Here is a 26,350-nt window from a genome sequence, read left to right as displayed (position 1 = left end):
CCATGGGTATTACATCCGGCCTTGTCCTCTTTGCGGTGATCTGGGCGATGACCTTTCTTATCGCCCTGCCGATCCGCGTGCAGACCCAAGGTGATCTGAACGACGTTGTGCCGGGCACCCATGCGGGTGCACCGGAGCATCATCATCTGCGCAAAAAGGCGTTTTGGACCACGCTGGTCGCCGCAGTGATCTGGGCGATTGTGGCCACCATCATTCTGTCCGAATGGATCAGTGTCGCCGACGTCGAAAGCTGGTTCAGGGCTGGCGCATGGAGAGACGGTGATACAGATGGGTAAAGGTCGCCGCTCCTAGGATCGGGATCACCAGATTGAGCAGGGGCACCGACAGCGGAATCGCCATCAAAATACCGGCGAGCCAGATCGTGCCCATATGTTTGCGCCGCAGCTTCTTGGCCTCGATGCGGCCAACACGGCGGATCGCGGCCATGGTGTAATATTCCCGGCCCAGCAAAAACCCGTTCAATGTCCAGAACACCAGCGGTGCAAAGACGTTGAACAGGAAATAGAACAACAACGCCAAGATATTGGCGCCGACCAGCACACCCAGAAAATTCACGGTATCACGCAGGGCATCGCCAAACGGCACAGGGGTGGTGGGCGGCAAGCCGGGATAATGCTCGGCCTCCACCGCATTGGCGACATCATCCAGAAACATCGAGGTGATGGCCGAGGCGACAGGGATCATCAGAAACATCGACAGGAAGAACAGCAGGAACGCCGACCCCCAAGAGAGGAAATCACCGACCCATGTCACCTCGCCAATAATCGGCAACCACACCTGTTCTGGCGTCAACCAATCGACCAACCAAGAAAATCCCGCTGTGGCCGCGATCAACAATGCCAGCGCAAGTGCGATGCCGATGAAAAACACACGGCGGAATCGCCGGTCCGTCAACTGGCCAATCGCCATGAAAAAGGAGTTGAAAATCAGCGGGAGAGCCATGTCGTTATGCTTTCGATATTGGGGCGGGGCCGCTCGGGCGGCGCTGATGTTTCTGTGCCGATGTGAATAATCCCCGCAATACGCTCATGATCGGCCAGCGCCAAGCCGTCCTGCATAAACCCGCGATCATGAGAGGGCCAGCCAGACAGCCAATTCGCCCCCCAACCAGCGGCCAGCGCGACATTCAACAACGCCAGACAAACGGCGCCCGCCGCATAGGTTTGCTCCAATGCCGGAATTTTCTCGGATGGTTTTTGAACTTCGACGACGACAACCGCAAGACCACCTTGATCAAACTGACTGCGCCCTTTGACGATCTGTTCCTCAGGCAAGGCCAAAGCCGCACCGCGTGTCTGAACCACCTCGGCCAATCGCGCCATCGCGGGTGTTTCCAACACGATAAACCGCCACGGCTCCAGCTTGCCATGATCCGGGCTGCGCGCCGCCGCCGTCAGCAGTGGGATCAACGCAGCCCGATCCGGCACAGGTCCAGCCAATGTTTTGGCCGGGCGCGAGCGGCGGGTTTGCAAAAAACGAAGGGCGTCGGGGTTCGGATCAGGCATGGGGCCTCACGTTTCAATTCCAATGGTCAGCCTGCCCTGCATAGGCCATCGCAAGCCCCGCTCACAAGCTCTTGACGAGACAGATGTGCCATTGCCAGCTAGCTAAATCGCTAGGCCGCCTCGTCCAGCAGTGCCTGCACGTCCAGCGGATCGTTGACCATCGCCAGGGCACCTTGCGCATCACGCGGCCAATCCGCCTCGGCCCGATCCCGATAAAGTTCAACACCGTTGCCGTCAGGATCACGCAGGTAAACCGCCTCGCTTACCCCGTGATCGGCGGCACCGTCCAAGGCAATACCAGCCTCGACCACCCGCCGCAAAACCTGCGCCAGCGCTGGGCGGTCCGGGTAGAGAAACGCTGCATGATAAAGGCCGGTATGCCCCGGCGGCGGCGGTGTTGCCCCTTTACTGTCCCAGGTGTTCAACCCGATATGATGGTGATACCCGCCCGCCCCCAGAAAGGCCGCGCGATCTCCGTACCGCAGGGTCAGATCGAACCCCAAAACATCACGGTAAAAGTTAATCGCCCGGTCAAGGTCTGCGACCCTGAGATGGACGTGCCCGACGCTGGGATGTGTCATAATGTTCTCCTGTTACCTCCCTCTACATGGGGAAGCTCAGGCATTTTGAACAGAGGCACCCGCGCAGAGCGGATGTGAACGCCCGCACAGAACAGTCGTTAGAAAGCCAATGCGGCAACTTGCCACTCTTCATTTGGCCCTTGAACCTCCGGGGGTCCGGGGGCAGCGCCCCCGGCGGCTGGCTTAACCCACCATCCCGATAATCTCGTAGGTCCGCTTGAGGATTGGCGCGGTGATCTCACGCGCCTGTTCGGCACCTTTGGCCAGAATGCGATCGATCTCGGCTGGGTCGGCCATCAACCGCGCCATCTCCGACGAAATCGGGGACATTTTGGCAACGGCCAGTTCGGCCAGCTTGGGTTTGAAAGTGCCAAACTGCTGCCCGCCAACCTCGGCCAGAACCGCATCCACCGATTGCTCGTTCAGGGCGGCATAGATGTTCACCAGATTGCGGGCCTCGGGGCGGCCTTCCAGTCCGGCCGCTTCGGATGGCAAGGCATCCGGATCGGTCTTGGCCTTGCGGATCTTCTTGGCGATGGTGTCGGCATCGTCTGTCATATTGATCCGGCTGGCGTCTGATGGATCAGACTTCGACATCTTCTTGGACCCGTCCCGCAGGGACATCACCCGCGTTGCAGCACCTTCAATCACCGGCTCGGTGATTGGAAAGAAATCAACGCCATAGTCGTGGTTGAATTTGGCGGCGATATCGCGGGTCAGTTCCAAATGCTGTTTCTGATCCTCGCCGACCGGCACATGGGTCGCGTGATAGACAAGGATGTCCGCCGCCATCAGCGCCGGATAGGCAAAAAGTCCAAGCGAAGCGGCTTCGGCATTCTTGCCTGCCTTGTCCTTCCACTGGGTCATCCGGCCCATCCAGCCCATCCGCGCCACGCAGTTGAAAACCCAGGCCAGCTGGGCATGCTCGGGCACCTGGCTTTGGTTGATCAGGATAGATTTCTCCGGGCTGATCCCCGATGCAATGAAACCCGCCGCCAATTCGCGCGTGCTGTGGCGCAGATCCGCCGGATCCTGCCAGACGGTGATCGCATGCATGTCGACCATGCAATAGACGGTCTGGATGTCCTGCGCCTGCATCCGCACAAAGCCCTGGATTGCCCCCAGATAGTTGCCCAGATGCAGATCCCCGGAGGGTTGAATGCCGGAAAACACACGCGGCGTGAAATTGGTATTGGACATGGGGCACCTCTGGGCTGGATTTGGCGGTTGCCACGGCTTACTCATGGGCGCGAACCCCGTCAAGGAGCGCCCCATGCAAGACCCCGACATCCAGCCCCCCGTGAACCCATTGCCCCCTGCGGTGATATTGATGTTTCTGGCCATCGCCGGGGTAGAGGCCGGGCTGACGCTGGGCGAAGCGGGGCTGATCGGCGGCCCCGGCGCGGTGGGCTGGCGGCTTGGCCTGATCCGGGATTATGCGTTTTCGGGCGAGATTTTTGATTGGATGATGGAGAACGCTCAGTGGCCTTTGTCAGAGGTTCGCAGGTTGGTGACCTATCCCTTTGTGCATCTGGGCTTTACCCATGGGCTGTTTGCGATGGTGCTGCTGTTGGCGCTGGGCAAGATGGTGGCCGAAGTGATGGGGCAGATGGCCTTTGTTGCGATCTTTATCCTGTCTGGCGTCGGCGGCGCGGCGATTTATGCACTGCTGCTCAATGATCCTGTTTGGCTGGCCGGTGCCTACCCCAATGCCTACGGTTTGATCGGGGGCTATTCTTTTGTCATGTGGCGGCATCTGGCCGGTCGAGGCACCCAGCAATATCGGGCCTTCTCGCTGATCGCGGTTCTGATGGGCATCCAACTGGTTTGGGGGGTGTTCTTTGAAACCGGCACCATGTGGGTGGCGGAATTGGCCGGGTTCTTTTGCGGCTTCGGCTTGTGTTTCCTGCTGGCTCCCGGCGAATGGGCGCGGATCAGGGCCAAGTTACAGCGCCGCTGACCGCCGCGAAATCAGCCGCGCCGCATTGCGCCTTTGAATTCGGCCAAGCGAAACGCGCCAATCATCTGGCCCACACCAAAGTAGCTGAACGCGCCAATCGCGATAAGCACCACAAGCGCCAGCGCCCGCCACCACGGCAGCCCAAGGAATGGCTGCATCACGGCATTTCCCAGCCACATCGCCACACCCATCACGGCTGAGGCGATCAATATGCGCCAGATCCGCTTGTGAAACCGCGCATCAAACCTCACGGCCTTTCCATAACGCCGTGCCCCGATGGCCAAACAGACAAACATCGCCCAACCGGCAAAGGTGGTGGCCAGCGCCGGTGCAATCCAGCCAACAAACGGGGCCAGCCCCACGGCGAGGGCTGCATTCACCACCATGGCCACCAGCGCAAAATAGAACGGCCGGCGTGTGTCTTCGCGGGCGAAATAAACCGGTTGCAGGATTTTCTGCAGGACAAAGGCGGGCAGGCCCAATCCATAGATCAACACCGCCGTGGCAATGGCTGCGGTGTCATCCACATCGGATGCGCCGCGTTCAAACAGCACCCGGACCAAGCTGCCCGGAACCACCATCAACGCCACCGCTGAGGGGATCGTCAGAGCCAATGCGATCTCCGCCGCGCGGCTGAGGGCATGGTGCGCGCCGTCATCATCACCGGCCCGCAGGCGCCGCGCCAGATCCGGCAAGAGAACAACGCCTACCGCGATGCCAACCACGCCCAGCGGCAGTTGGTATAGGCGATCTGCCGCGAACAGCCAGGATACCGCGCTGTCATATTGGCTGGCCACCAATTGCCCCACCACCAGATTGATTTGCATCACCCCGGAGGCCAGCGCTGCGGGCAGGGCCACTGTGACCATGGCCTTCATGTCCGGGGTCCAGCGTGGGCGGCCGGGGCGCAGGGCAAAGCCCGCCGCCGCTGCAGCACGCCATGTCAAGGCCAGTTGCGCGACACCGGCAACAGGAATGGACCAGATCAGCCAATCGATCACTGCCCCGCCGGACAGGGCGCCGATGGTCATGGCCGCAATCACAAAAATATTAAGCAATACAGGCGCCGCCGCCGCAACCGCAAACCGCCCTGTGGCGTTCAATATGCCCGAGAACAACGCCGCCAGAGACATGCAAAAAATATAGGGAAAAGCGATGCGTCCGTAACTCACTGTCATGTCAAACCGCGCGTCACCGGAGAAGCCTTCGGCAGTCACCCAGACAAGTGCTGGCATAAAGATCATGCCCAGTGCGGTCAGCAGCATCACCACCATCGCCAGCCCGTTAAAGGCATCGCGGGCAAATACCCCTGCACCGTCCTCGCCCTCCAACCGCTTTGCGAACATCGGCACAAAGGCCGCGTTAAACGCACCTTCTGCAAAGAACCGACGGAACATGTTGGGCAGGCGGAAGGCCGCAACAAATGCATCCATCACCGGGCCGGGACCGATCAATGACAAGAGCAGCACTTCGCGGATAAAGCCCATCACGCGGCTGAGCAAGGTCCAGACACCCACGGTGAAAAAGCCGGACATAAGGCGGATGGGTTTCATTGCTGGCACAGTCCTAGCGATCAGGTTGGGCCAGCATTACCGCGCCGCGCCGTGCCGCGCAATGTCATCAAGGATCGGGACGTCAATGACGCCAGAACGGTTCAGGCCACCAACAACCTTGCCGAGCCGCAGGTCAGACTCTGGCGTGCAGAGGGGCCAAACGCACCCGGATCGCTGCGCAGTTCGGGGAACAATGCAAATACTTCTTCGCGGGCTTTTGGGTTCAGGCCTGCCAGGCTGTAATCCCCGGGCTGATAGCTTTCGGACCATGCGCCAGCAGATTTGATGATTTCGTGATGATCAAACAGCAAGTGATAATAAGTGACATTATCGGTTTCCTGTTGAATGATATCGGCTCCGTTAACCAAGAATGACGCCGCCGCGATGACTTCCCTTTGGCCAAACAAAAGCTCGGCACGATAATCATCAATCAACATGCGGTGCTGCGGTGAAACCTGCAGGGCATGGCTGTTGCCAATGCTGCCCTTTGCAAAGATGATCGGGGCAAGTTTGCCGCGCCCTGCAACCGTTTTTGTACCCACCCAGCGGATCGGTTGCGGGCCATTGTCACGGGTCAGGACCAGATCACCCGCTTTCAGCTCTTGAACGCTGCGCGGGCCAAAAGGGGTCTCGATCCGGCTATCACCGGCAAAGCAGATGATCTTCTCAATCTGCGAAAAGTTGACCGTGGTCCCGTCTGTCAGTTGGGCCGTGCCGGTTTTGCCACCATTGGCGTCATCGCCATCGGTGATCACCACGGAGCCCGCAAGCAGATGCCCGCCAAAATCGAGCGTATCGCCCGTGGTTTCGTCGCCTTCACCGCCCAGTACACCAATGGTGCCGCCGTTCAGCTCGCTTCCGTCGATGATAAAGGTGTCGTCGCCGTCGTCGCCATGCGCAGAATCGCCGCTGCCGACATAGAATGTATCGTCGCCCTCGTTGCCAGCCAGGCTGTCGTTGCCGGCCTCACCATAGATGGTGTCATTGCCCGTGCCGCCATGAACCCAATCATTGCCTTCACCGGCATAGATCAGGTCATTGCCGGCACCAGCTTCGATGGAATCGTCAAAGTTTTCCTGGGGTACAGCTTCGAAATGAACGTCGGAAAAGTAAATCGCCTGTTGGGTGTCGCCGTTGTTGTCGTAGGTGATCGTAATGCTTGAAACCGGCCCTGCGATCTCGATCAACGCGGACGAATTGGCGGACCACGGGGCGGAGTTGTTCATCCCACCGGTGATGGTGTTTCCTGACACCGTCATGTTGGCGCCAGGCGTGATGTTGACCGCTACCGGATTACCGCTCTCGTCAAAGGCGGTGATAGTGACCACGTCTTGGAAGTTATTGTAGCCGTTTTCTTCGTCGTTGGTATAAAGCCCGTCAATGTCGCTGATGCGAAATTTGACGTTCTCAACCTCACCTTTGAAGGTCGCACGATCTTCGGTATTGAACGAAAAGGAAACGGTGCTGGGGTCGGTGCTTCCGCTTTGGTGCAGGTAGCCTGCGGATCGTGGATCAAAGGGCTCTCCCGAGGCAACATAGATCTGGTCGTTGCCGCCACTGGTTTCGGAGGAAAACTCTTCATTGGTCTGGATGTCTGAATAGCTGACCTGCACCCGCACTTCGCCGGTGTCCTGGGTTACGCCGCTGCGAAGATCCCTCTCATCGCCATAATCGCTCCAGTTAAATTCTGATTGGACAGGGAACTTCCCCTGATCGACCGTTTCGTTTGCCGGATCCCCGATATAGTTGCTGTCAATGACGTCATCGCCACTGGTGCCTTCGACGACGCCGTCCGCCTCGGCATAATCGGCATAGGCAAATGCGGCATCGCCGTTAACCGCCTCGGGCGTTTCGTCAAAAGTCAGCGTTTCGTAGCTGCGGCCCGCGATCAGGGGGATTTCGGAGAGGGTATAATATCCCGCATAACTGCCGGAATTGACAAAGAAGGTAACCAGCTGAAATTCCTTGCCGGTGACCGTATCCCGCAACGTCCAGGTTTCGGCTGCATAGCTATCAGACGTCTCGACAGGGCCGCCGTTGACGCTGATGGAAATTGGAACGGTGCCACCGTTCTCGTCATCGAAATGCTGTCCATCGGCGCCGGTGCCATTGTCTGTGATGGCTGCACTGCCCGTGGCTGTAGAAGGACCGGAATACGTGGCCGTCCCCCCAATGGTTTGGGAGAAAAGTGAATACGGATCAATGTCGTACAGCTTTACGTTGTGCGTCGGCATAGCCTGCCCTCAAGACATGACGCCCGGTCCGAGACGTCGGAAAAGAGATGGTTTGGTCACCTTGGTCTACGCAGACAATGTCAGTAAATATTGACCTTTTGACGCGGCAAATGTGGTGATATAAAGGCGAAACCGTCTGTATAACGCTAGAAATCAGGGATCGGCACAGGGTCTTGGGCGGTGAAATTTGCACCAAATTGGGCGCGACCAGGCGGTCAATCCTGCGCCCGCTCCACGCCCTCTGTGATCGCTTGCCGCAGACGTTTTTCCAAGGTGCGCTGCTTGCTTTCGGAGTAATATTTCAGGCCGAACATATCCTTGACGTAAAAGGTATCGACCACCTGTTCGCCGTAAGTCGCGATCACCGCATTGGCGATATAGACATTGGAATCCGCCAGAGTTCGCGCCAGATCATAAAGCAAACCGGGCCGGTCGCGGGTATCGACCTCGATGATGGTGTAGATTTCCGACCCTTCGTTATCAAAGGTGATATGGGTCGGCACCTTAAAGGCTTTCTCGCGTTTCTTGACTTTGTCGCGGGATTTGAGCGCCTCACGGGCGACCACCTCGCCGCGCAATGTCTTCTCAATCACTTGCCGCAAACGCGGCAAACGGCTCGCCTCATATGCATTGCCATCCGCGTCCTGTATCCAGAAGGCATCTGTGACATAGCCGTCTTTGGTCGTATAACTCCGGGCGTCCACCACATTGGCCCCCACCAGCGCCAGCGCGCCTGCGAGCCGCGAAAAGATCCCCGGATGGTCGGGCATCACAAAACAGGCGCGTGTGGCGTCGCGGTCCTCGTCTGGGTGCAGATCTATGCGCACGACATCTTCGCCAATGTCCCGCAGCAATTCGGCAAAGGCGACATGTGCGGTGACATGCAAACCCTGCCAATAGGGATCGTAATGCCGCCCGGTTTCCGTCTGCAGCGCCTTGCGCGGCCAGTCCTTGAGCGCTTCACGCAGGGTCTTTTTAGCCTCCGCCCCGCGGTTGGCCCGGTTGAGGTCTTCCAGCCCGGTCTCAAGCGCCCGTTCGGTTTGGTTGTACAGCCCTCTGATCAACACGGCTTTCCAGTTGTTCCAGGTATTTGGCCCAACGCCGCGAATGTCGCAGACCGTCAAAACGCACAGCAGTTCCAACCGCTTGACCGTGCGCACCGCCTTGGCAAAGTCCCGCACCGTGCGCGGATCCGCGATATCGCGTTTTTGCGCCATATCGGACATCAGCAAGTGATACCGCACCAGCCATTCAACGGTGTCCACCTCATCCGGTTTCAACCCCAATCGCGGTGCCACCTTGCGCACAATTTTTGCGCCAAGAATGGAATGATCCTCAGGCCGTCCCTTGCCGATGTCATGCAGCAGCAACGCAATATAAAGCACCTTGCGATTGACACCGCGTTGCAAGATCGACGAGGCGATGGGAAGTTCCTCTTCGAGCTCTCCGCGCTCAATCCGGGCGAGGTTCGCGATGCATTGGATCGTATGCTCATCCACCGTGTAGCTGTGATACATGTTGAACTGCATCATCGCGACAATCGGCTCAAACTCGGGAATAAACGCGGAAAGAACGCCCAATTCATTCATCCGGCGCAGCGCCCGTTCCGGGTTGCCGTGTTTGAGCAGCAGATCGTGGAAAATCCGCCGTGCCTCGGGTTCGTGTCGCATGCTGTCGTCGATCAGATGCAGGTTCGCCTTGATGAGCCGCATCGCATCGGGGTGGATCAACATGCCTGTGCGCAAGGCCTCTTCAAAGATCCGCAGCAGGTTCAGCTTGTCTGACAGAAACTCCGCCTCATCGGTGACCGAGATGCGGTTGTGCACCACCTCATAGCCTTTGCGGATGCGCGGGCGTCTGCGGAATATCCGCTCAAGCAGCGGTTCGGCCTTGAGATGGATCGCCTCCAGCCCTGTCAGGAAAATCCGCGTCAGATCTCCCACGGCCGTCGCATGGCGGAAATAGGCCTGCATGAACACTTCGACCGCTCGGCGACCTGCGGTGTCATTGTATCCCAGCGCCTGTGCGACCTGGACCTGCATATCAAAGGTCAGCTGCTCCGTCGCACGCCCCGTCAAAAGGTGCAAATGCCCGCGCACCGCCCACAAAAATTCCTCGGCTGCGCGGAAGGTTTCAAATTCGTCCGGGCGAAACACGCCCTTGTCCACCAGATCGGCGATATTCTCGACCTCGTAGATAAACTTAGCGATCCAGAACAGGGAATGCAGATCGCGCAGCCCGCCTTTGCCTTCTTTAACGTTCGGCTCCACCACATAACGCTCGCCCTGTTTGAGGTGACGATTGTCGCGCTCTTCCAGTTTGGCTTCGATAAAGGCGCGGCCCTTGGCGGAAAACAACTCGCGGGCCAGCGTGTCATGCAATTCCACCGCCAGTTCGGTATCACCAATGATGAACCTTTGTTCCAGCAGCGCGGTCTGGATGGTGTAATCTTCGGTGCCTAGCCGCACACAATCGGCAATGGTGCGCGTGGCGTGGCCAACCTTCAGCTTCAGATCCCACAGGATGTATAGCATGCTTTCGATCACGCTTTCGGACCATGCGGTGGCCTTGTAGGGAATCAGGAACAGCAGATCGACGTCCGAAAACGGCGCCATTTCCCCCCGACCATAGCCGCCCACACCAATCACCGATAACCGCTCCCCCTCGGTCGGGTTCGGCTTGGGATGCAGCAGTTTGGTGGCGACATGCATGGTGCTGCACACCAGGGTGTCCGTCAGATAGGTATAGGCCCGCGTCATACCGCGGGCATCAAACGGGGCGCTCGCGAAAGCCTCCGCAATGGTGCTGCGGCCCTGTTTCTGCACGTCCCGCAGGATCGCCACAGCGGCGGCGCGTTGGCCGGCGGGATCAAGACCGGCGCAGGCACTCTCGATCGCGGCAATCACGGCGGGCGGATCGACGATCTGTGCCGGATCGCAAATCAGGCGCAGCGTGGCCACTGCGCCTGATCCGGTGTCTATCGTGGTTTGTGGGGGCAACTCAGAACCCGGCCCCACCAAAGGATTGCGGCGCGTTTTCTACAACAACCACAGCTTTGTTGCGGATCGTTGCAACGGCAAGCCCGCGTTCATTGGTGCCATCTTTGCGCAAACGGAAAATCCCGGTTGCGCCGCGAAAGCCCGCGCCCTGGGTCAAAGATGCCCCGGTCAGCGCCGTGGCTTTGCCGGATTTGGCCAACGCCCCAACAGCAGCGATGCCATCAAAGGCCAGTCCGGCCAAAGGATGTGGATCCGACCCGTATGCGGCGCTGTAGCGCTGGCGGAAGGCGCCGGAGGCCGCCGGATCAGGCAGCGCAAACCAGCCACCCTGTACGCCCGGCAGGTCCAGTGTTTGTGGCGGAATGTCCCAACGGGTCAGGCCGATATACTGGGTGTTGGGGGCGCTCACGCCTGCCTCTGGCAAAAGCTGCGCAAACAGCGGCAGCGCGCTGGCCGATGAGGTGGTCAGGAAAAGTGCGTTGGCGCCTGATGCGTCCATGGTGGATTTGACGCGCGGCACAGAGGCAATCACTGATTCCTGGCTCAACGCATAGTCAACTGTACCCGAAAGCGTGGCGCCATTGGCCGAAATCGCTTGTTGAATCGCATCGCGCCCCAACTGGCCGGCCACATCCTGACCGTGCAGAATGACGATCCGGTCTTTGCCGTTGCGCTTGCTGTAACGCACCAGGCGGTTGGCTGTGTTGCCAAAAGTTGGCCCAAGAACAAAAACGTTGCCGCCCGCGATGGTGGGATTGTTCGAGAAAGACAGGACATTCACACCCTGCTTGGCCACTGCGACACCTGCGGCATTTGCCGCTTCGCCGTAAACCGGCCCAAGAATGATCTTTGCCCCATCGTTCACGGCTTTGGTGGCCGCGCTGGCCGCTGTAGCGGCATTGCCCGCCGTGCCATAGACGCGCAGGTCAACTTCCACGCCGCCCAGATCACGCATTGCCAGACGCGCGGCGTTTTCAAGATTCTTGGCCAGCAATTCGTCACTGGCCGACCCGCCACGCGGGATCAAAAGCGCCACAGGAACCGGTGCATTCGTGTCGATCTTGGCCCCGCCGGTGTTGGCCAAACTGCCCATCGCCGCCGGATCACAAGCCGCCAAAGCCATCGCAAAAAGCGGCAGGACCATCAACCGCACGCGCTTGCGGCATTTTTCAAAAAAAGCAATCATTCTAAACTCACTCCCCCGGTGGTAGGACGGCGCAACGGCGCAAACAAAAACAGGATGTGCCGCAATCATAGTGAGTGCGAAAGGCTGGTCCAGCGTGAATTACCAAAAGACACCCTTATCGGCGGGTTTGTATTTTGTCGGCGTGCCGATAGGTACTGCAAGAGACATCACGCTGCGGGCGCTGGATGTGCTGGCTTCGGCCGATGTTCTGGCCGCCGAGGACACCCGTAGCCTGCGCCGCCTGATGGAGATCCACGGCGTGCCCTTGGGCGAGCGCCGGATCTTGGCACTGCATGATCACAGCGGCAGCGGCGTGCAGGATAAATTGATTGCGCTTATGGCCGAGGGCCAATCGGTGGCTTACGCCTCCGAGGCCGGGATGCCCCTGATTGCCGACCCAGGGTTCGAGCTGGCCCGCGCGGCTGCGGCGGCTGGGGTGATGCTGACCTGCGCACCAGGACCCTCGGCGGTGCTGACCGCTCTTGCGCTGGGCGGATTGCCAACCGATGCGTTTTTCTTCGCGGGCTTTCTGCCCAATGCAAAAGCCGCCCGATGCAGCGCCCTTGAAGCCCTGCGCGACATTCCCGGCACTTTGGTGTTTTACGAATCTCCCAAGCGACTGGCTGCAATGTTGCGGGATGCCGCATCCGTGCTTGGCCAAGACCGGCAAGCTGCAATGTGCCGCGAATTGACCAAAAAGTTTGAGGAAGTGCAGCGCGGGTCATTGACCGAGCTGGCAGATCTTTTTGCAGGCAAGGCCCCGAAAGGCGAGGTTGTGGTTCTGATCGACCGCAATCGTCAACACTCTGTTAATGCTTTGGACCTAGAAACAGACCTGCGGCAAGCATTGGCGGATATGTCGATGCGCGATGCAGTGGATATGGTTGCGCAGGCTCATGCATTGCCGCGCAGGCAGGTCTATCAAACGGCATTGGCCATGGGAAAGGGCGATAGGTGACAAAAGGGTGCAGGCATCATCGTGGCAGGTTGGCATTTCATGCTGGTCTGGCGGCTGAGAACCGCATCGCGCAGGATTATGAGCGGCGTGGATTTGCCGTCGCCCGGCGCCGCTGGCGTGGTAAGGGCGGTGAAATTGACTTGATTGTGCGTGATGGCAACGCTTTGATCTTTGTGGAGGTCAAGCAAAGCCGCGATTTCAACCGTGCCGCCGAAAGCCTCAGCATCCGGCAGATGCGCCGCATTTATGCATCTGCCGAAGAATATCTCGCATCTGAACCTACGGGAAGCCTGACGGATGTCCGCTTTGATGTGGCGTTGGTTGATGGCCGTGGCGACACCCGCATCATCGAAAACGCTTTTGGACACGGCTGACCATTGCGAAAGCCGCCTTCCTGCGCCATCTAAGGAGAACGCAGCAAGGATAAGCCCATGAAAATCGCCTTTCAGATGGACCCTATCGGGGACGTGAACATTGACGCCGACAGCAGCTTTCGTCTCGCTGAGGAGGCGCAGGCGCGAGGGCATGAGCTGTTCTTTTACACGCCTGATCATTTGGCCTATCAAGAGGGAAAGATCACTGCGCGCGGGCATGTCTTCACCGTGCAGCGGGTTCAGGGCGACCATGCCCAGCTTGGCCCGGAGATCGAAGTGGATCTTGCGGACTATGATGTTGTCTGGCTCCGGCAGGATCCGCCCTTTGATATGCATTACATCACCTCGACCCATCTGTTGGACCGATTGAAAGAGACCACTTTGGTGGTCAATGATCCCTTTTGGGTGCGCAATTATCCCGAAAAACTGTTGGTTCTGGATTTCCCAGATTTGACGCCGCCCACCACGATTGCGCGCGACCTCGAAACGATCAAAGCGTTCAAGGCCAAACATGGCGATGTCATCCTGAAACCGCTATACGGCAACGGTGGTGCAGGTGTGTTCCGGCTCGATGCGCAGGACCGTAACCTGACCTCGTTGCATGAACTGTTCACCGGATTCTCGCGTGAGCCGCTGATTGTGCAAAAGTTCCTGCCAGCGGTGTCTAAGGGGGACAAACGCGTGATCCTCGTTGACGGTGCGCCTGTCGGCGCGATCAATCGTGTGCCGGCGGCTGGCGAGACCCGGTCCAACATGCACGTGGGGGGGCGGCCCGAGAAGATCGGGCTCAGCGAGCGAGATCTTGAGATCTGTGATGCCATTGGGCCGCTGCTCAAGGAAAAGGGGCAGGTCTTTGTCGGCATTGATGTGATCGGCGATTTCCTGACCGAGATCAACGTGACCTCCCCCACCGGCATTCAGGAGTTGGAGCGGTTTGACGGGGTCAACATCGCCGCAAAAATCTGGGAAGCCATTGAGGCCCGCCGGGCATGAGTCTGCGCCGCCCCTTGATCAATTTCTGGATGCGGCAGGTGGAAAAACCGGCCATGGCCCGCGCCAAGGATGCTGCCGCATTGCGCCGTTCGCTTGAGCTGAAGGCGAAGTTCCTGTTTCACGCGCCGCGCGGCACCCGGCAGAACTGGCTCAAGTTGAGCAGTGCAAATGGCACCGTGGACGCCTTGGAGGTGCGCCCAAGAGAGCTGCACGCCAAACGGGTTATTCTTTACATTCATGGCGGTGCCTTCGTTTTTGGCAGCCCGCGCACCCATGCGGCGATGATGGCGCAACTGGCGCGGCGGACCGGAGCGCGGGTCTTCTTGCCGCAATACCGGTTGGCACCAGAGGCGCCTTTCCCTGCGGCGAAACAGGATTTGCGCCAAGCCTGGAACGGGTTATTGGCGCAGGGCATCGCTCCTTCCGATATCGTCTTGGGCGGTGACAGCGCTGGCGCTGCATTGGCGCTGGGCCTTTTGGCTGAGCTTTGCGCCGATGGGGCTGATGGGCCCGCCGCTGTGTTCTGTTTTTCACCGCTCACGGATATGGCGCATAACAGCAACAGCTTTGTCCAGAACGCCCGGCGAGAGGCGGTTTTGCCCGCGGCGCGGGCCGCAGAATGCAGTGAGGTATATCTTTGCGGTTGCGATCCTGCTGATCCGGCAGTCAGCCCGGTTCACGCCGATTTCACCGGCGCCCCGCAGGTGTGGCTGACGGTGGGGGACACCGAGATATTGCGAGATGACGCCCATGCCATCGCCGCCCGGTTGCGGGATTGTGGGGTGACGGTGCAATTGGAGGAAAAGCATGATTTACCCCATGTTTGGCCGATTCTGCACAATATCCTGCCCGAAGCGCGGCAAACGCTGGATGACCTTGCCACCTGGATCAGGACACTGCCGGCCCGGCCAAGCGAAAGCTGATCGCCTCTGCGATATGGGGCTTGCGCACCGTATCTGAGCCTTCCAGATCGGCGATGGTGCGCGCCACCCGGATCACCCTGTGATACCCGCGTGCCGACAGATTGAACCGCTCTGCCGCCTTCACCAGCAGCGCCCGCGCTTCGCTGTCCGGGGTTGCGATTTTTTCGAGCTGATCCCCTTCGGCATCTGCATTGACCCGCATCGCATCCATGTCTTTGTATCGCGTGGCCTGCACGCTGCGGGCATGCGCAACCCGTGCGGCCACCTCGACCGAACTGTCACCGCCGGCAGGCAGATCCAGATCCGTAAAGGCGACAGGTGGCACGTCCACGCGCAGATCAAACCGGTCCATCAGCGGCCCTGAAATGCGGCCAAGGTAGTCCTCACCGCAGTGCGGTACGCGGGCGCAGGCACGGTCGGGGTCGCTGAGGTAGCCGCATTTGCACGGGTTGGCCGCCGCCACCAGCATGAATCGGCAGGGGTATTTCACATGGGCATTGGCGCGGGCAATCATCACCTCGCCGGTCTCGATCGGCTGGCGCAGTGTTTCGAGAACCGTGCGCGGAAATTCGGGAAACTCGTCCATGAAGAGAACCCCGTTGTGTGCCAGGCTGACCTCACCGGGCTTGGCCTGACGTCCGCCGCCGATGATCGCGGCCATGGATGCGGTGTGGTGTGGCTCGCGAAAGGGGCGGGCGCGGGAAATGCCGCCTTCGTCCAACAGTCCGGCCAGCGAATGGATCATCGAGGTTTCCAATGCTTCTGCTGGTGTCAACGGCGGCAGGATCGATGGCAGCCGCGCCGCCAACATGCTTTTGCCTGATCCGGGTGTGCCGACAAACATGAGGTGGTGCCGCCCGGCCGCCGCAATCTCAAGCGCCCGTTTGGCGCGTTCCTGCCCTTTTACATCACGCAGATCACGCCCTTGCGGCGCATCAGGCACTTCGCCGGGCTCGGCGGGGGGTAATGGATTTTGACCGGTGTAGTGACGGACCACATCGCCCAAAGTGGCGGCCGCAATCACTTGGGTCGTGCCAACCCATGCCGCCTCGGCACCGGAACCTGCGGGGCAAAGCAGTCCGCGATTGTGTTCCGCCGCGGCCATCGCAGCGGGCAGCGCGCCAACGACCGGAACCAAAGTTCCATCCAGTGACAATTCGCCCAAGGCCACGATGTTCTGGGTGACGTCATCAGGCAGGATGTCGAGCGCCGCCAGCAGTGCCATGGCAACTGGCAAATCAAAATGGCTGCCCTCTTTGGGCAAATCGGCAGGGCTGAGGTTCACGGTGATACGTTTGGAAGGCAGCGCGATTGCCATGGAATTGAGCGCAGTCCGCACGCGGTCGCGGGCTTCGGACACGGCTTTGTCGGGCAGGCCCACGATTGAAAACGCGGGCAACCCAGCGGTTACGGCGCATTGCACCTCGACCATCCGGGCCTCTACCCCCTGAAACGCCACCGAATAGGCGCGTGAAACCATAAGCCCCCCTCAACCTGAGGCTTAACGATTAGGCAGGGTGTCTTTAGGAATGGTTAACGTCCGCCCCGGCAAAGGTCAGGCAATCAGGCGATTGGATCACTCCGCGACGGGCCAGCTTCTGACCGGAACGCCCATGTCATAGGGGAAGGGATCGTAAGTGACCTTAAGCCCCTCAGCCCGCCATTCCTTGAACGCCGGATCGTTGATCGTGGTCTCGCAATACCGACGCGCGGCGTCACTGACCGGCAGGTCGTACCCTACGATACGGGCACAGATCGGCGCGTAAAAGGCATCGGCAAGGCTGTATCTGCCAAAGAGCCAGGGGCCGTCTTCTTTGCGTGTGGCCTGCGCGTGCTGCCAAAGCACCTCAATCCGGTCCAGATCTTTTTGCACGGCCTCAGAGACAGCAAAGCCTTTGTTCACATGCTGTAGCTGCATCGGGCAGGCATCGCGCAAGGCGCCAAATCCGGCGGTCATCGCGGCGCATAGCCAGCGGGCGGCGGCGCGTTCTGCGGCATCTTTGGGCCAGAGCCCGGCATCCGGGTGCCGCTCGGCGAGTGTTTCGGCAATGGCAAGGCTTTCCCCGACAACCGTGCCTTCCGGCGTGCGCAAGGCTGGCACCAGAACGGCAGGGGCCAGATCAGCCATCTCTTGCGCCATAGTGCCGCCATAGAGGCCGACCAGATGTGCCTGATAGGGCAGGTTGAATTTTTCCAGCATCAGCCAGCCCCGCAAGGACCAGCTAGAGAAGGTGCGATCGCCGATATAAAGATCATAACTCATAAGCGCAGATAACCGTGCTCGGAATAAGCTGACAATCGCTGTTTCGTGGGGAGGGTCATCACGGAACGTGATTGATATGTCCGATGTTCCACTCACCTTTGTGATGTGACAGCTGCGTCACTGACAGGTTGTCGATTTTGTGCGCCATCGCCTCTGTTGGAGAGGCGCCCATGGCCCGCTGCACCTGCGTCAGGATCACGCCAAAATGCGCCACCGCGATAATATGCGCGTCGGGGTGGGCGGCGTTCAACTGATCCACCACGCGGTTTACCCGCGCCGCTGTTTGGTTCCAGCTTTCGCCGTCCGGCGGTGCGATGTCGCCGGGGGTTTCCCAATAAGCGCGGGACAGTTCAGGATCGCGAGCCGCGACCTCGGTGAAGTGCATGCCATCCCAAACGCCGAAGTGCAGCTCTCGCAGATCCGCCGCATGGGGCAGGCGGCGACGTTCCCGATGGTGCAGCACATCTGCCGTTGCGCTGGCCCGGATCAAATCGGAAGAGATTACAATAGCAGATGATGGCAGATGCTCTGACAGCCGCGCGATTTGTGCAGTGTCGGACAGATCTGCGGGCACATCACGCCAGCCTACAAATGTTTTCTCATGGGTCGGGCCATGGCGTACCCAGTGCCAAACGGTCATGGCAAAACGCCTTTCAAAACTTGCGGCAGGCCAACAGTGACATGAACGACCAGATCGGCCTCGGCCGCCAGCGCGATATTGAGCCGTCCCTGTGCCTCGCGGAACCGCCGGGCGAGCGCGTTGTCAGGCACGATGCCGTGGCCGACCTCATTGGACACGATCACCCAAGGGGCGGCGCAATTGCGTAAAGCTTGCAGGAAATCGGATTGGGCGGCGGCCAGGTCATTTTCCTGCATCAAATGGTTGGTCAGCCACATGGTGGCGCAATCGACCAAAACTGTCTCCGCATCGGTCAGATCAGCCAAAACCGGGGCAAGATCCAACGGTGCTTCGACCGTGCGCCAACGCGCATCGCGGCGATCCCGGTGGATTTTTACCTTGGCCGCGACCTCGTCATCGAAAATTTGACCCGTGGCAAGGTAAACCATTGGCCGCGCATCTTTTTCCAGGAACTCTTCAGCCCAACTTGATTTGCCGGAGGCGGCGCCTCCTAGCACGAAGGTAGATCGCGGCAACATTTTTTCGTTCCAGAAGTGAACCAAACCTGAGGTTCATGCGTATCTTTCACAAAGGTAAACCACAAGGTGCGCCGCTTCTGGGAGGGGAGATCATCCAATGACAATGCAATCCGCACGTGAGTTTTCTCTGACCCGAACGGCGATGAAAGCCGAACTTCTCGATGCCGAGACCGAGCTTGAACTGGCCTATGCATGGCGCGACAACCGCGATGAAGCCGCTCTGCACCGGTTGATCACTGCCTACATGCGATTGGCCATTTCGATGGCGGGCAAGTTCAAGCGTTATGGCGCACCGATGAACGACCTGATCCAGGAGGCCGGACTTGGTCTGATGAAAGCCGCGGACAAGTTTGACCCTGATCGCGGCGTGCGATTTTCGACCTATGCAATCTGGTGGATCAAGGCGAGTATTCAGGACCATGTGATGCGCAACTGGTCGATGGTGCGCACCGGGTCCACCTCTTCGCAAAAGTCGCTGTTTTTCAATATGCGCCGCGTGCAGGCGCAACTGGAGCGGACGGCGTCGTCCAATGGTGAAACCCTTGATCAGCATCAGATGCGGCAGATGATCTCGGCCGAGATTGGCGTGCCGCTTCATGACGTGGAAATGATGGATGGCCGTCTGTCCGGCTCCGACTTTTCTCTGAATGCCACACAGTCGGCGGAGGACGAAGGCCGCGAGTGGATTGATACGCTGGTGGATGAGAGCGCGCAGGCCGCAGATGTGGTTGAGGAAAGCCATGACATCGCGCAATTGCGCAATTGGCTGGTCTCAGCGATGGGCGAATTGACCGACCGTGAACAATTCATCCTGCGCGAACGAAAATTGCGCGACAAACCCCGCACCTTGGAAAGCCTCGGCGATGAGTTGAGCCTGTCCAAGGAGCGTGTGCGCCAGTTGGAGGCGGCGGCCTTTGGCAAGATGCGCAAATCGCTTGAGGGGCAGTCCAACGAGATCCGGCATTTCCTCAATTGACGCAGCCGTGAGCAAGGGCTGGCAGATTGCCGCCCCGCGCCCTATGATTTGTCCCGAACGGGGCCGCGAAAGGGCGCATCATGCTGGCAGGCAAACATATTCTGCTGATCATCGGGGGTGGCATTGCCGCCTTCAAATCGCTTGACCTGATCCGACGCCTGCGTGAACGCGGCGCCGAGGTCACGCCGGTCCTAACGCGGGCTGGAACGGAATTTGTGACGCCCCTATCAGTCTCTGCGCTGGCGGGGAAAAAGGTGTTTCAGGATCTCTTCGATCTGGGTGATGAGGCCGAGATGGGTCATATCCAGCTTAGCCGCGTTGCCGATCTGTTGGTGGTGGCCCCTGCGACCGCCGATCTGATGGCCAAAATGGCGCAGGGCCATGCCAATGATCTGGCCTCAACGCTCCTGCTGGCCACAGATACCCCGGTGATGATCGCACCTGCAATGAATGTGCGCATGTGGGACCATCCCGCGACCCAGCGCAATCTGGGCATCTTGAAATCCGATGGCATTGCCGTGGTTGGCCCGAATGAGGGCGACATGGCCTGCGGCGAATTTGGACCGGGCCGTATGGCCGAACCGCTCGAGATCGTCGCGGCCATCGAGACACGGTTGGCCGATGGCCCCTTGAAGGGCAAGCGGGTGCTTGTCACCTCTGGCCCCACGCATGAGCCGATCGATCCGGTGCGCTACATCGCCAATCGATCCTCTGGTGCGCAGGGCAGTGCCATAGGGGCTGCTCTGGCGGCGCTGGGCGCAGAGGTCATCTTTGTCACCGGTCCCGCCGATGTGCCGCCGCCCGAGGGTGTCACAGTGATCAAGGTGCAAACCGCGCAGGACATGATGCAGGCGGTGCAAGATACCCTGCCAGTGGATGCAGGTGTCTTTGCCGCCGCCGTGGCAGACTGGCGCGTGGACGGGGCCAGTGACCGCAAGCTCAAGAAATCCAAAGACGGGTTGCCGAGCCTGGCCTTTGCCGAAAACCCTGACATCCTGAAAACGGTCAGCCAGATGACGAAAGGCCGCCCGCCGCTCATGGTGGGATTTGCAGCAGAGACCAATGATGTGATTGATCACGCCACGGCCAAGCGCAAGCGTAAGGGGTGTGACTGGATTGTCGCCAATGACGTATCCCCCGCCACAGGCATCATGGGCGGTACAGAAAACGCTGTGACCTTGATTACTGACACAGGTGCAGAAAGCTGGCCGCGCATGGGCAAGGATGAGGTGGCCCGCAAATTGGCCGCGCGGATTGCGGATGCGATCTCGGGTTAGGCGGCATAGGGGTAGAAAGTGGTAACCATCAAGATGACATGGGCAGAAGGTGCCGATACCGCACTGGGCCTGCCTGCATATGAAACACCGGGCGCGGCGGGGGCTGATCTGCGGGCCAATCTGCCAGACGGTGCGGTGGTCCTGCCGCCAATGGGCCGCGCGTTGATCCCGACCGGGTTGCATATGGAAATTCCGCCGGGGTTTGAGGTGCAGCTGCGCCCGCGTTCCGGTCTGGCGTTGAAACATGGCATCACCCTGCCCAACAGCCCCGGCACCATCGACAGCGATTACCGCGGGCCCGTGGGGGTTATTTTGCTGAACACGGGCGCGGAGCCGTTTGAGGTAACGCACGGCATGCGTGTCGCACAAATGGTTGTTGCTCCTGTTGTGCAGGCCCGGTTCGAAACGGCTGCACAACTGGGCGAAACCGCACGCGGCAGTGGCGGATTTGGCTCTACCGGGGTCGGCTGATGGTTTTGGTTCTGCTCATCGCCGCCGGCATCTGGTTCGGCGGTATGGTCTTTGATGTACCGCGACGGCTGCGGCTCACGTTACTGGCGATTCTCTATGCTGCGGTTTTGGGCATTCAACTGGCCTTTCCAGACCTGCACCCCCTGCGGGTGATGACAGGTCAAAGCCCTGCACCCTGGCTTTTGCTGGGTGGCTTTGCCCTGATCGTGGCGGGATACCGGGCGATCTTGAAGAGACTGCGCCTGAAGGCCACGCCGAAGATCGAGAACGCGCCGGACACAGCGCAGAAATCTGCGGCCTTTTCAGACACAGAGCTCAACCGATATGCCCGCCACATTGTACTGCGCGAGATTGGCGGCGCAGGGCAGCGGGCGCTCAAGGATGCCAAGGTGCTTGTCGTGGGCGCGGGCGGTCTCGGCGCTCCGGCGCTGCAATACCTCGCGGCGGCGGGCGTTGGCACCATCGGCGTGATCGACGATGACGTGGTTGAGAATGCCAATCTGCAACGGCAGGTCATCCACAAGGATGCGGCCATAGGCATGCCCAAGGTGTTTTCGGCCCAGGCAGAAATGGAAGCCCAAAACCCCTTTGTCACAGTGCGCCCCTATCACCGCCGACTGACCGAGAAGATCGCAACCGAATTGATCGCAGACTATGATCTGGTGCTAGATGGTACGGATAACTTCGAAACGCGATACCTCGTCAACGCGATCTGTGTCGCAGAGAAAACGCCGCTAGTGTCTGGCGCGCTGAGCCAATGGGAAGGACAGTTGAGCGTCTTTGACCCGGCGCTGAAAGCCCCCTGCTATCAGTGTATTTTTCCTCAAGCGCCCGCTGCGCATCTAGCGCCGAGCTGTGCCGAGGCAGGTGTGATTGGCCCCTTGCCGGGCGTGATCGGGGCGATGATGGCGGCAGAGGCGATCAAACTGATCACTGGTGCAGGCAGCCCGGCGCGGGGTCAGATGTTGATCTATGATGCGCTCTTTGGTGAAAGCCGCACGATCACTCTATCCCGGCGAAAGGATTGCCCGGTTTGTGGAGCTGGTGAGCCATCCTGACGGCCGTGATGTTCTCTGCTAGGTTTAACAAACACAGCAAGGAGAAATCAGATGCCATATGTCAACGGCATGGTTGTCGCAGTCCCCAACGCCAGCAAAGAGGCCTACATCCGGATGGCCCGCGCTATGGTGCCGCTGTTCGAGAAACACGGTGCGTTGGAGGTCGTGGATTGCTGGGGCGTGGATGTGCCCCCCGGCAAAGTGACGTCCTTTCCCATGGCGGTGCAGTGCAAAGAGGATGAAACCGTGGTGTTTTCTTGGATCACATGGCCGGACAAAGCCACTGCCGACAGCGGCATGGAGGCAGCGATGAGCGATCCTGCGATGGGCGAGATCGGCGATTTTCCCTTTGACGGGGCGCGCATGATCTTTGGTGGATTCGAACGGATTTAATCACGCGGCAGCGCTGTCACCGATTGTAACCTGCGGACCTGCGCCCTAGCTTGAGCGCAAAGGAGATCCGCATGACAAACCCGCTTTTGCAAGACTGGAGCACGCCCTTTGGGCTGGCCCCGTTTGACGCCATTTCTGACGATGATTTTGCCCCCGCTCTGGACGAGGCATTGACCGCACACCGGGCCGAGATTGACGCCATCGCGGGCAACCCTGCGGCGCCGGATTTTGACAACACCATCGGTGCGATGGAGGCGGCAGGCGGGGCGCTCGACAAAGTGTTGGGTGCGTTCTTCACCGTGGCAGGGGCCGACAGCAATCCGGCCCGAGAGGCGTTGCAGCGCGACTTTTCCCCCAAGCTGGCCGCGCATTTCTCTGAGATTTCCAGCAACAAAGCATTGTTTGCGCGTGTGGCCGCGCTTTGGGCCGGACGCGACGATCTGGACCTGACGGAGGAACAGGCGCGGGTCTTGATGCTGACCCATCGCGGGTTTGTCCGTGCGGGCGCCGCGCTCGAAGGCGAAGAAGAACAGCGCATGAAAGACATCAAGGCGCGGCTGGCCGTGCTGGGCACGCAATTCACCCAAAACCTGCTCGCGGATGAACGCAGTTGGTTCATGGAGCTGTCCGAGGATGATCTGGAAGGATTACCCGATTTCGTGGTGGCTGCGGCCCGTGCGGCAGGCGAGGAAAAAGGTGCCGCTGGGCCGGTTGTCACCCTGTCGCGATCCCTCATCGTGCCATTCCTGCAATTCTCGCCGCGCCGCGACCTGCGCGAGAAAGCCTTTCTCGCTTGGGAGGCACGCGGAGCAAATGGCGGGGACACTGACAATCGCGCCATCGCCGCCGAAACGCTGGCCTTGCGCGAGGAACGGGCAAATCTTCTGGGCTATGACACATTTGCGGATTTCAAATTGGAAACCGAAATGGCCAAAACACCGGAGGCAGTGCGCGGCCTGCTGATGGAGGTCTGGGAACCTGCAAAGCGCCAGGCCAATGCCGACGCCGAAGTGCTGACCCGGATGATGCATGATGATGGCATCAACGGCGATCTGGCCCCCTGGGACTGGCGTTACTACGCCGAGAAACGCCGCGCCGCCGAGCATGATCTGGATGAAGCTGCGTTGAAACCTTACTTTCAGCTGGACCGGATGATTGACGCGGCCTTTGCCTGCGCCACCCGTCTGTTCGGTCTGAATTTCGCGCCTCTCGATGTGCCACTGTACCATCCGGACTGCCGCGCATGGGAGGTCACCCGCGATGGCAAACATGTGGCGGTGTTTATCGGTGATTATTTCGCCCGTGGGTCAAAACGGTCCGGCGCATGGTGTTCCGCGATGCGATCGCAAGCGAAATTCCCCAAGGTGCAAAGCCCGGTGGTCATCAACGTTTGCAATTTTGCCAAGGCCGACCCGGCGCTGCTGTCTTATGACGATGCGCGGACGCTGTTCCATGAATTTGGCCACGCCCTGCATCAGATGTTATCGGATGTAACCTATGAAAGTGTCAGTGGCACCTCTGTGGCGCGTGATTTTGTTGAACTGCCCAGCCAGCTTTATGAACACTGGCTGGAGGTGCCGGAAGTTCTGGGCGAATTCGCGACCCATGCCAGAACCGGAGAGCCCATGCCGCAAGACATGTTGGACAAGGTTCTGGGGGCCGCAACATTTGATATGGGGTTCCAGACAGTGGAATATGTTGCCTCTGCGCTGGTTGATCTGGCGTTCCATGATGGACCGCCCCCTGCCGATCCGATGGCAAAACAGGCCGAAGTTTTGGCGGCGCTTGGCATGCCAGAGGCTATCCGCATGCGTCATGCCACGCCGCAGTTTGCCCATGTGTTTTCCGGCGATGGCTATTCCAGCGGATACTACAGCTACATGTGGTCCGAGGTGATGGATGCCGATGCCTTTGAAGCCTTTGAAGAGGCGGGCGGCGCCTTTGATCCGGAACGGGCCAAAGCGCTGGAGCAGCTTATCCTGTCCACCGGCGGAAGCCGCGACGCGGCAGAGCTTTATGTCGCGTTTCGCGGGCGCTTGCCGGGAGTTGAGGCGCTGCTGAAAGGCCGGGGTTTGGCGGCCTGATGCGCGGCTGAGGACCGGTCAATACCCCAGTGATCGGTCCACCAGATTGAGGAACGGCTCGCCCGCTTCGCCGCGGCGAATGTTCTCAACGATGGCTTCTGATGCAGTGCTGGCGCGGGTTTCGGCGGCGATATGCGGTGTAACCGTGACCTGCGGATGCGCCCAATAGGGATGGTCCTGCGGCAAGGGCTCCACCCGGAACACATCCAGCGTGGCGTGAGCGATCTGGCCATTGTCGAGCGCCGCCAACAGAGCATCGTCATCAATAAGTGGCCCACGTCCGGGGTTGATGACAAAAGCCCCCTTCGGCATCGCTGACAGTGTTTCAGCGTTCAGCGTATTTTCCGTGGCGGGCGTGTCTGGCAAAAGCAGCACGGCGATCTCGGCCCGTGCCAAAGCCTGCGTCAGGCCCGCATCCCCCGAATAACAGGTCACGCCCTCAATCGATTTGGCGCTGCGCGACCAGCCAGAAACCTCAAAACCCAAACCAAGCAGGGTCTGTGCCACCGCTGCGCCCAATGCCCCGAGGCCCAGCACCACAACCGATCGTTCCTGTGCCAAAGGCGGCGTGCGGGGCTGCCATTTGGCATCACTGCGCAGAATGTCCGTGTCGATCCCCAGATGATAGCGCATCACATGGCCTGTAACCCATTCCACCATGCCTTTGGTCAGTCCCGGATCAACCATCCGAGCCAACGGGATGGTCAGGGTCTCATTCCCGGTGATGTTCTCCACCCCGGCCCAGAGGTTCAGCACCGCCTTGGCGCGGGTGTAGGGGGCAAAATCCTGCACATCGCTGTTGGGGGCATAGACGATATAGTCGACCTCTTCGGGGGGCAGGTCGATGGCAAGATTGGCCTCGAGCCCCGCCTTGGCAAGTGCATCGCGCAGTGGCTGTTCATAGGTGGTCCAGCGTTCGGGACGGGCGGCAAAAAGAACGTTGATCATGTGGCAAACACCCCTGACATATCGGCAAATCCCTTGATCTCAATCGGGTTGCCCGATGGATCGTGAAAAAACATCGTGCTTTGCGCGCCCGGTTCACCGGCAAAGCGGCTGCTGGGTGGAATCACAAAATCCACTCCGGCCTGCGTGAGCCGCTTTGCCAAGGCCTTCCAGTCGTCCAGCGCGAGGATTACACCCAAATGCGGCATTGGCACCATGTGATCGCCCACCTTGCCTGTGGCAGCGGTGGCAAAAGGCTCCCCCAGATGTAGGGAAATCTGATGGCCGAAAAAGTTGAAATCAGCCCATGTCTCGGTGAACCGGCCCGGCATGCAGCCCAGCGTTTCACCATAGAATGTGCGGGCGCTGTCCAGATCGCGGACGTTATAGGCCAGATGAAAAATGGTCATTTTGCTACCTTGGAACTGAGAGGACGGG

26 protein-coding genes are annotated in these 26,350 nt (G+C 59.6%); 12 read left to right on the top strand and 14 right to left on the bottom strand.

Annotated features, from left to right (window positions below):
* Positions 1-2: 2 nt before the first annotated feature.
* Entirely contained in the window at positions 3-296 is a 294-nt protein-coding gene (locus K3754_RS17425; RefSeq protein ID WP_203209874.1) for a DUF1467 family protein, read from the top strand.
* On the opposite strand, the gene K3754_RS17420 is transcribed toward K3754_RS17425, so the two are convergent.
* The 4 genes from K3754_RS17420 to trpS all read right to left on the bottom strand — a co-directional run bounded on the left by K3754_RS17420 (position 256) and on the right by trpS (position 3,307).
* The gene (locus tag K3754_RS17420; RefSeq protein WP_203209875.1) at positions 256-963 is read right to left on the bottom strand and encodes an EI24 domain-containing protein; all 708 of its coding nucleotides are present in this window, start codon (positions 961-963) and stop codon (positions 256-258) included. The two genes, K3754_RS17425 and K3754_RS17420, sit on opposite strands and share 41 nt — an antisense overlap.
* Entirely contained in the window at positions 948-1,526 is a 579-nt protein-coding gene (locus K3754_RS17415; RefSeq protein WP_120504463.1) for a nitroreductase family protein, read from the bottom strand. Before K3754_RS17415 ends, K3754_RS17420 begins: the two co-directional genes overlap by 16 nt.
* 110 nt (positions 1,527-1,636) lie before the next feature.
* A complete protein-coding gene (locus K3754_RS17410) occupies positions 1,637-2,107 on the bottom strand; it encodes a VOC family protein (protein WP_203209877.1) in 471 nt (156 codons plus the stop codon).
* A gap of 183 nt (positions 2,108-2,290) precedes the next feature.
* Positions 2,291-3,307: a tryptophan--tRNA ligase gene (gene trpS / locus K3754_RS17405; protein ID WP_259938914.1), complete on the bottom strand. Its 1,017-nt coding sequence runs from the start codon at positions 3,305-3,307 to the stop codon at positions 2,291-2,293.
* A 73-nt stretch (positions 3,308-3,380) separates the two neighbouring features.
* On the opposite strand from trpS, the gene K3754_RS17400 reads away from it, so the two are divergent.
* Positions 3,381-4,067 carry a rhomboid family intramembrane serine protease gene (locus tag K3754_RS17400; protein WP_259938912.1) on the top strand — a complete coding sequence of 229 codons (687 nt, stop codon included), beginning with the start codon at positions 3,381-3,383 and terminating at the stop codon, positions 4,065-4,067.
* A gap of 11 nt (positions 4,068-4,078) precedes the next feature.
* Here K3754_RS17400 and murJ read toward each other — a convergent pair whose 3' ends face one another.
* The 4 genes from murJ to K3754_RS17380 all read right to left on the bottom strand — a co-directional run bounded on the left by murJ (position 4,079) and on the right by K3754_RS17380 (position 12,039).
* Complete coding sequence (murJ, locus tag K3754_RS17395; RefSeq protein ID WP_259938911.1) at positions 4,079-5,620, bottom strand: murein biosynthesis integral membrane protein MurJ; 1,542 nt, start codon at positions 5,618-5,620, stop codon at positions 4,079-4,081.
* Positions 5,621-5,721: 101 nt separating this feature from the next.
* On the bottom strand, positions 5,722-7,854 hold the full coding sequence (locus K3754_RS17390) for a Hint domain-containing protein (protein WP_259938909.1): 2,133 nt from the start codon (positions 7,852-7,854) through the stop codon (positions 5,722-5,724).
* Positions 7,855-8,069: 215 nt separating this feature from the next.
* A complete protein-coding gene (locus K3754_RS17385; RefSeq protein ID WP_259938907.1) occupies positions 8,070-10,853 on the bottom strand; it encodes a [protein-PII] uridylyltransferase in 2,784 nt (927 codons plus the stop codon).
* 1 nt (position 10,854) lies between these two features.
* Complete coding sequence (locus K3754_RS17380; RefSeq protein WP_203209883.1) at positions 10,855-12,039, bottom strand: penicillin-binding protein activator; 1,185 nt, start codon at positions 12,037-12,039, stop codon at positions 10,855-10,857.
* Between the two features lie 94 nt (positions 12,040-12,133).
* On the opposite strand from K3754_RS17380, the gene rsmI reads away from it, so the two are divergent.
* Genes rsmI through K3754_RS17360 form a run of 4 tightly spaced genes read left to right on the top strand, consistent with a single transcriptional unit; the run spans position 12,134 to position 15,287 of the window.
* Positions 12,134-12,997 (top strand): 16S rRNA (cytidine(1402)-2'-O)-methyltransferase, encoded by an 864-nt coding sequence (rsmI, locus tag K3754_RS17375; RefSeq protein ID WP_259938894.1) that lies wholly within the window; start codon positions 12,134-12,136, stop codon positions 12,995-12,997.
* Entirely contained in the window at positions 12,994-13,371 is a 378-nt protein-coding gene (locus tag K3754_RS17370) for a YraN family protein (RefSeq protein ID WP_259938891.1), read from the top strand. The genes rsmI and K3754_RS17370 overlap by 4 nt, the downstream gene beginning before the upstream one ends.
* Before the next feature lie 57 nt (positions 13,372-13,428).
* On the top strand, positions 13,429-14,364 hold the full coding sequence (gene gshB, locus K3754_RS17365) for a glutathione synthase (RefSeq protein WP_259938888.1): 936 nt from the start codon (positions 13,429-13,431) through the stop codon (positions 14,362-14,364).
* Entirely contained in the window at positions 14,361-15,287 is a 927-nt protein-coding gene (locus K3754_RS17360) for an alpha/beta hydrolase (protein WP_259938886.1), read from the top strand. The genes gshB and K3754_RS17360 overlap by 4 nt, the downstream gene beginning before the upstream one ends.
* Here the strand turns inward: K3754_RS17360 and K3754_RS17355 are convergent.
* The 4 genes from K3754_RS17355 to cobU all read right to left on the bottom strand — a co-directional run bounded on the left by K3754_RS17355 (position 15,253) and on the right by cobU (position 18,708).
* The gene (locus K3754_RS17355) at positions 15,253-16,767 is read right to left on the bottom strand and encodes a YifB family Mg chelatase-like AAA ATPase (RefSeq protein WP_259938885.1); all 1,515 of its coding nucleotides are present in this window, start codon (positions 16,765-16,767) and stop codon (positions 15,253-15,255) included. The two genes, K3754_RS17360 and K3754_RS17355, sit on opposite strands and share 35 nt — an antisense overlap.
* A gap of 96 nt (positions 16,768-16,863) precedes the next feature.
* Positions 16,864-17,550, bottom strand: a complete 687-nt coding sequence (locus K3754_RS17350) for a glutathione S-transferase (RefSeq protein ID WP_203209889.1) — start codon at positions 17,548-17,550, stop codon at positions 16,864-16,866.
* Positions 17,551-17,608: 58 nt separating this feature from the next.
* Positions 17,609-18,190 carry a histidine phosphatase family protein gene (locus tag K3754_RS17345; protein ID WP_259938882.1) on the bottom strand — a complete coding sequence of 194 codons (582 nt, stop codon included), beginning with the start codon at positions 18,188-18,190 and terminating at the stop codon, positions 17,609-17,611.
* Entirely contained in the window at positions 18,187-18,708 is a 522-nt protein-coding gene (gene cobU, locus K3754_RS17340; protein WP_203209891.1) for a bifunctional adenosylcobinamide kinase/adenosylcobinamide-phosphate guanylyltransferase, read from the bottom strand. Before cobU ends, K3754_RS17345 begins: the two co-directional genes overlap by 4 nt.
* 97 nt (positions 18,709-18,805) lie before the next feature.
* Between cobU and K3754_RS17335 the strand changes: the two genes are divergently transcribed.
* From K3754_RS17335 to K3754_RS17310, 6 genes are all read left to right on the top strand, one after another.
* Complete coding sequence (locus tag K3754_RS17335) at positions 18,806-19,684, top strand: RNA polymerase factor sigma-32 (protein WP_259938880.1); 879 nt, start codon at positions 18,806-18,808, stop codon at positions 19,682-19,684.
* Between the two features lie 80 nt (positions 19,685-19,764).
* Positions 19,765-20,961 carry a bifunctional phosphopantothenoylcysteine decarboxylase/phosphopantothenate--cysteine ligase CoaBC gene (coaBC, locus tag K3754_RS17330; RefSeq protein ID WP_203209893.1) on the top strand — a complete coding sequence of 399 codons (1,197 nt, stop codon included), beginning with the start codon at positions 19,765-19,767 and terminating at the stop codon, positions 20,959-20,961.
* A 33-nt stretch (positions 20,962-20,994) separates the two neighbouring features.
* On the top strand, positions 20,995-21,432 hold the full coding sequence (gene dut, locus K3754_RS17325; RefSeq protein ID WP_409202393.1) for a dUTP diphosphatase: 438 nt from the start codon (positions 20,995-20,997) through the stop codon (positions 21,430-21,432).
* Positions 21,432-22,490 carry a molybdopterin-synthase adenylyltransferase MoeB gene (locus tag K3754_RS17320; RefSeq protein WP_259938858.1) on the top strand — a complete coding sequence of 353 codons (1,059 nt, stop codon included), beginning with the start codon at positions 21,432-21,434 and terminating at the stop codon, positions 22,488-22,490. Before dut ends, K3754_RS17320 begins: the two co-directional genes overlap by 1 nt.
* A gap of 51 nt (positions 22,491-22,541) precedes the next feature.
* Complete coding sequence (locus tag K3754_RS17315) at positions 22,542-22,883, top strand: DUF1428 domain-containing protein (protein WP_259938856.1); 342 nt, start codon at positions 22,542-22,544, stop codon at positions 22,881-22,883.
* A gap of 71 nt (positions 22,884-22,954) precedes the next feature.
* Positions 22,955-24,967 (top strand): M3 family metallopeptidase, encoded by a 2,013-nt coding sequence (locus K3754_RS17310; RefSeq protein ID WP_259938855.1) that lies wholly within the window; start codon positions 22,955-22,957, stop codon positions 24,965-24,967.
* A gap of 18 nt (positions 24,968-24,985) precedes the next feature.
* On the opposite strand, the gene K3754_RS17305 is transcribed toward K3754_RS17310, so the two are convergent.
* A complete protein-coding gene (locus K3754_RS17305) occupies positions 24,986-25,915 on the bottom strand; it encodes a glyoxylate/hydroxypyruvate reductase A (RefSeq protein WP_203209898.1) in 930 nt (309 codons plus the stop codon).
* Positions 25,912-26,322, bottom strand: coding sequence for a VOC family protein (locus K3754_RS17300; RefSeq protein WP_259938852.1), 411 nt, complete (start codon positions 26,320-26,322; stop codon positions 25,912-25,914). Before K3754_RS17300 ends, K3754_RS17305 begins: the two co-directional genes overlap by 4 nt.
* Positions 26,323-26,350: the final 28 nt, after the last annotated feature.

The organism is Sulfitobacter sp. M368 (genome assembly GCF_025141875.1).
Lineage (GTDB): Bacteria > Pseudomonadota > Alphaproteobacteria > Rhodobacterales > Rhodobacteraceae > Sulfitobacter > Sulfitobacter mediterraneus_A.
This window is presented reverse-complemented; position numbering and strand designations above follow the sequence as displayed.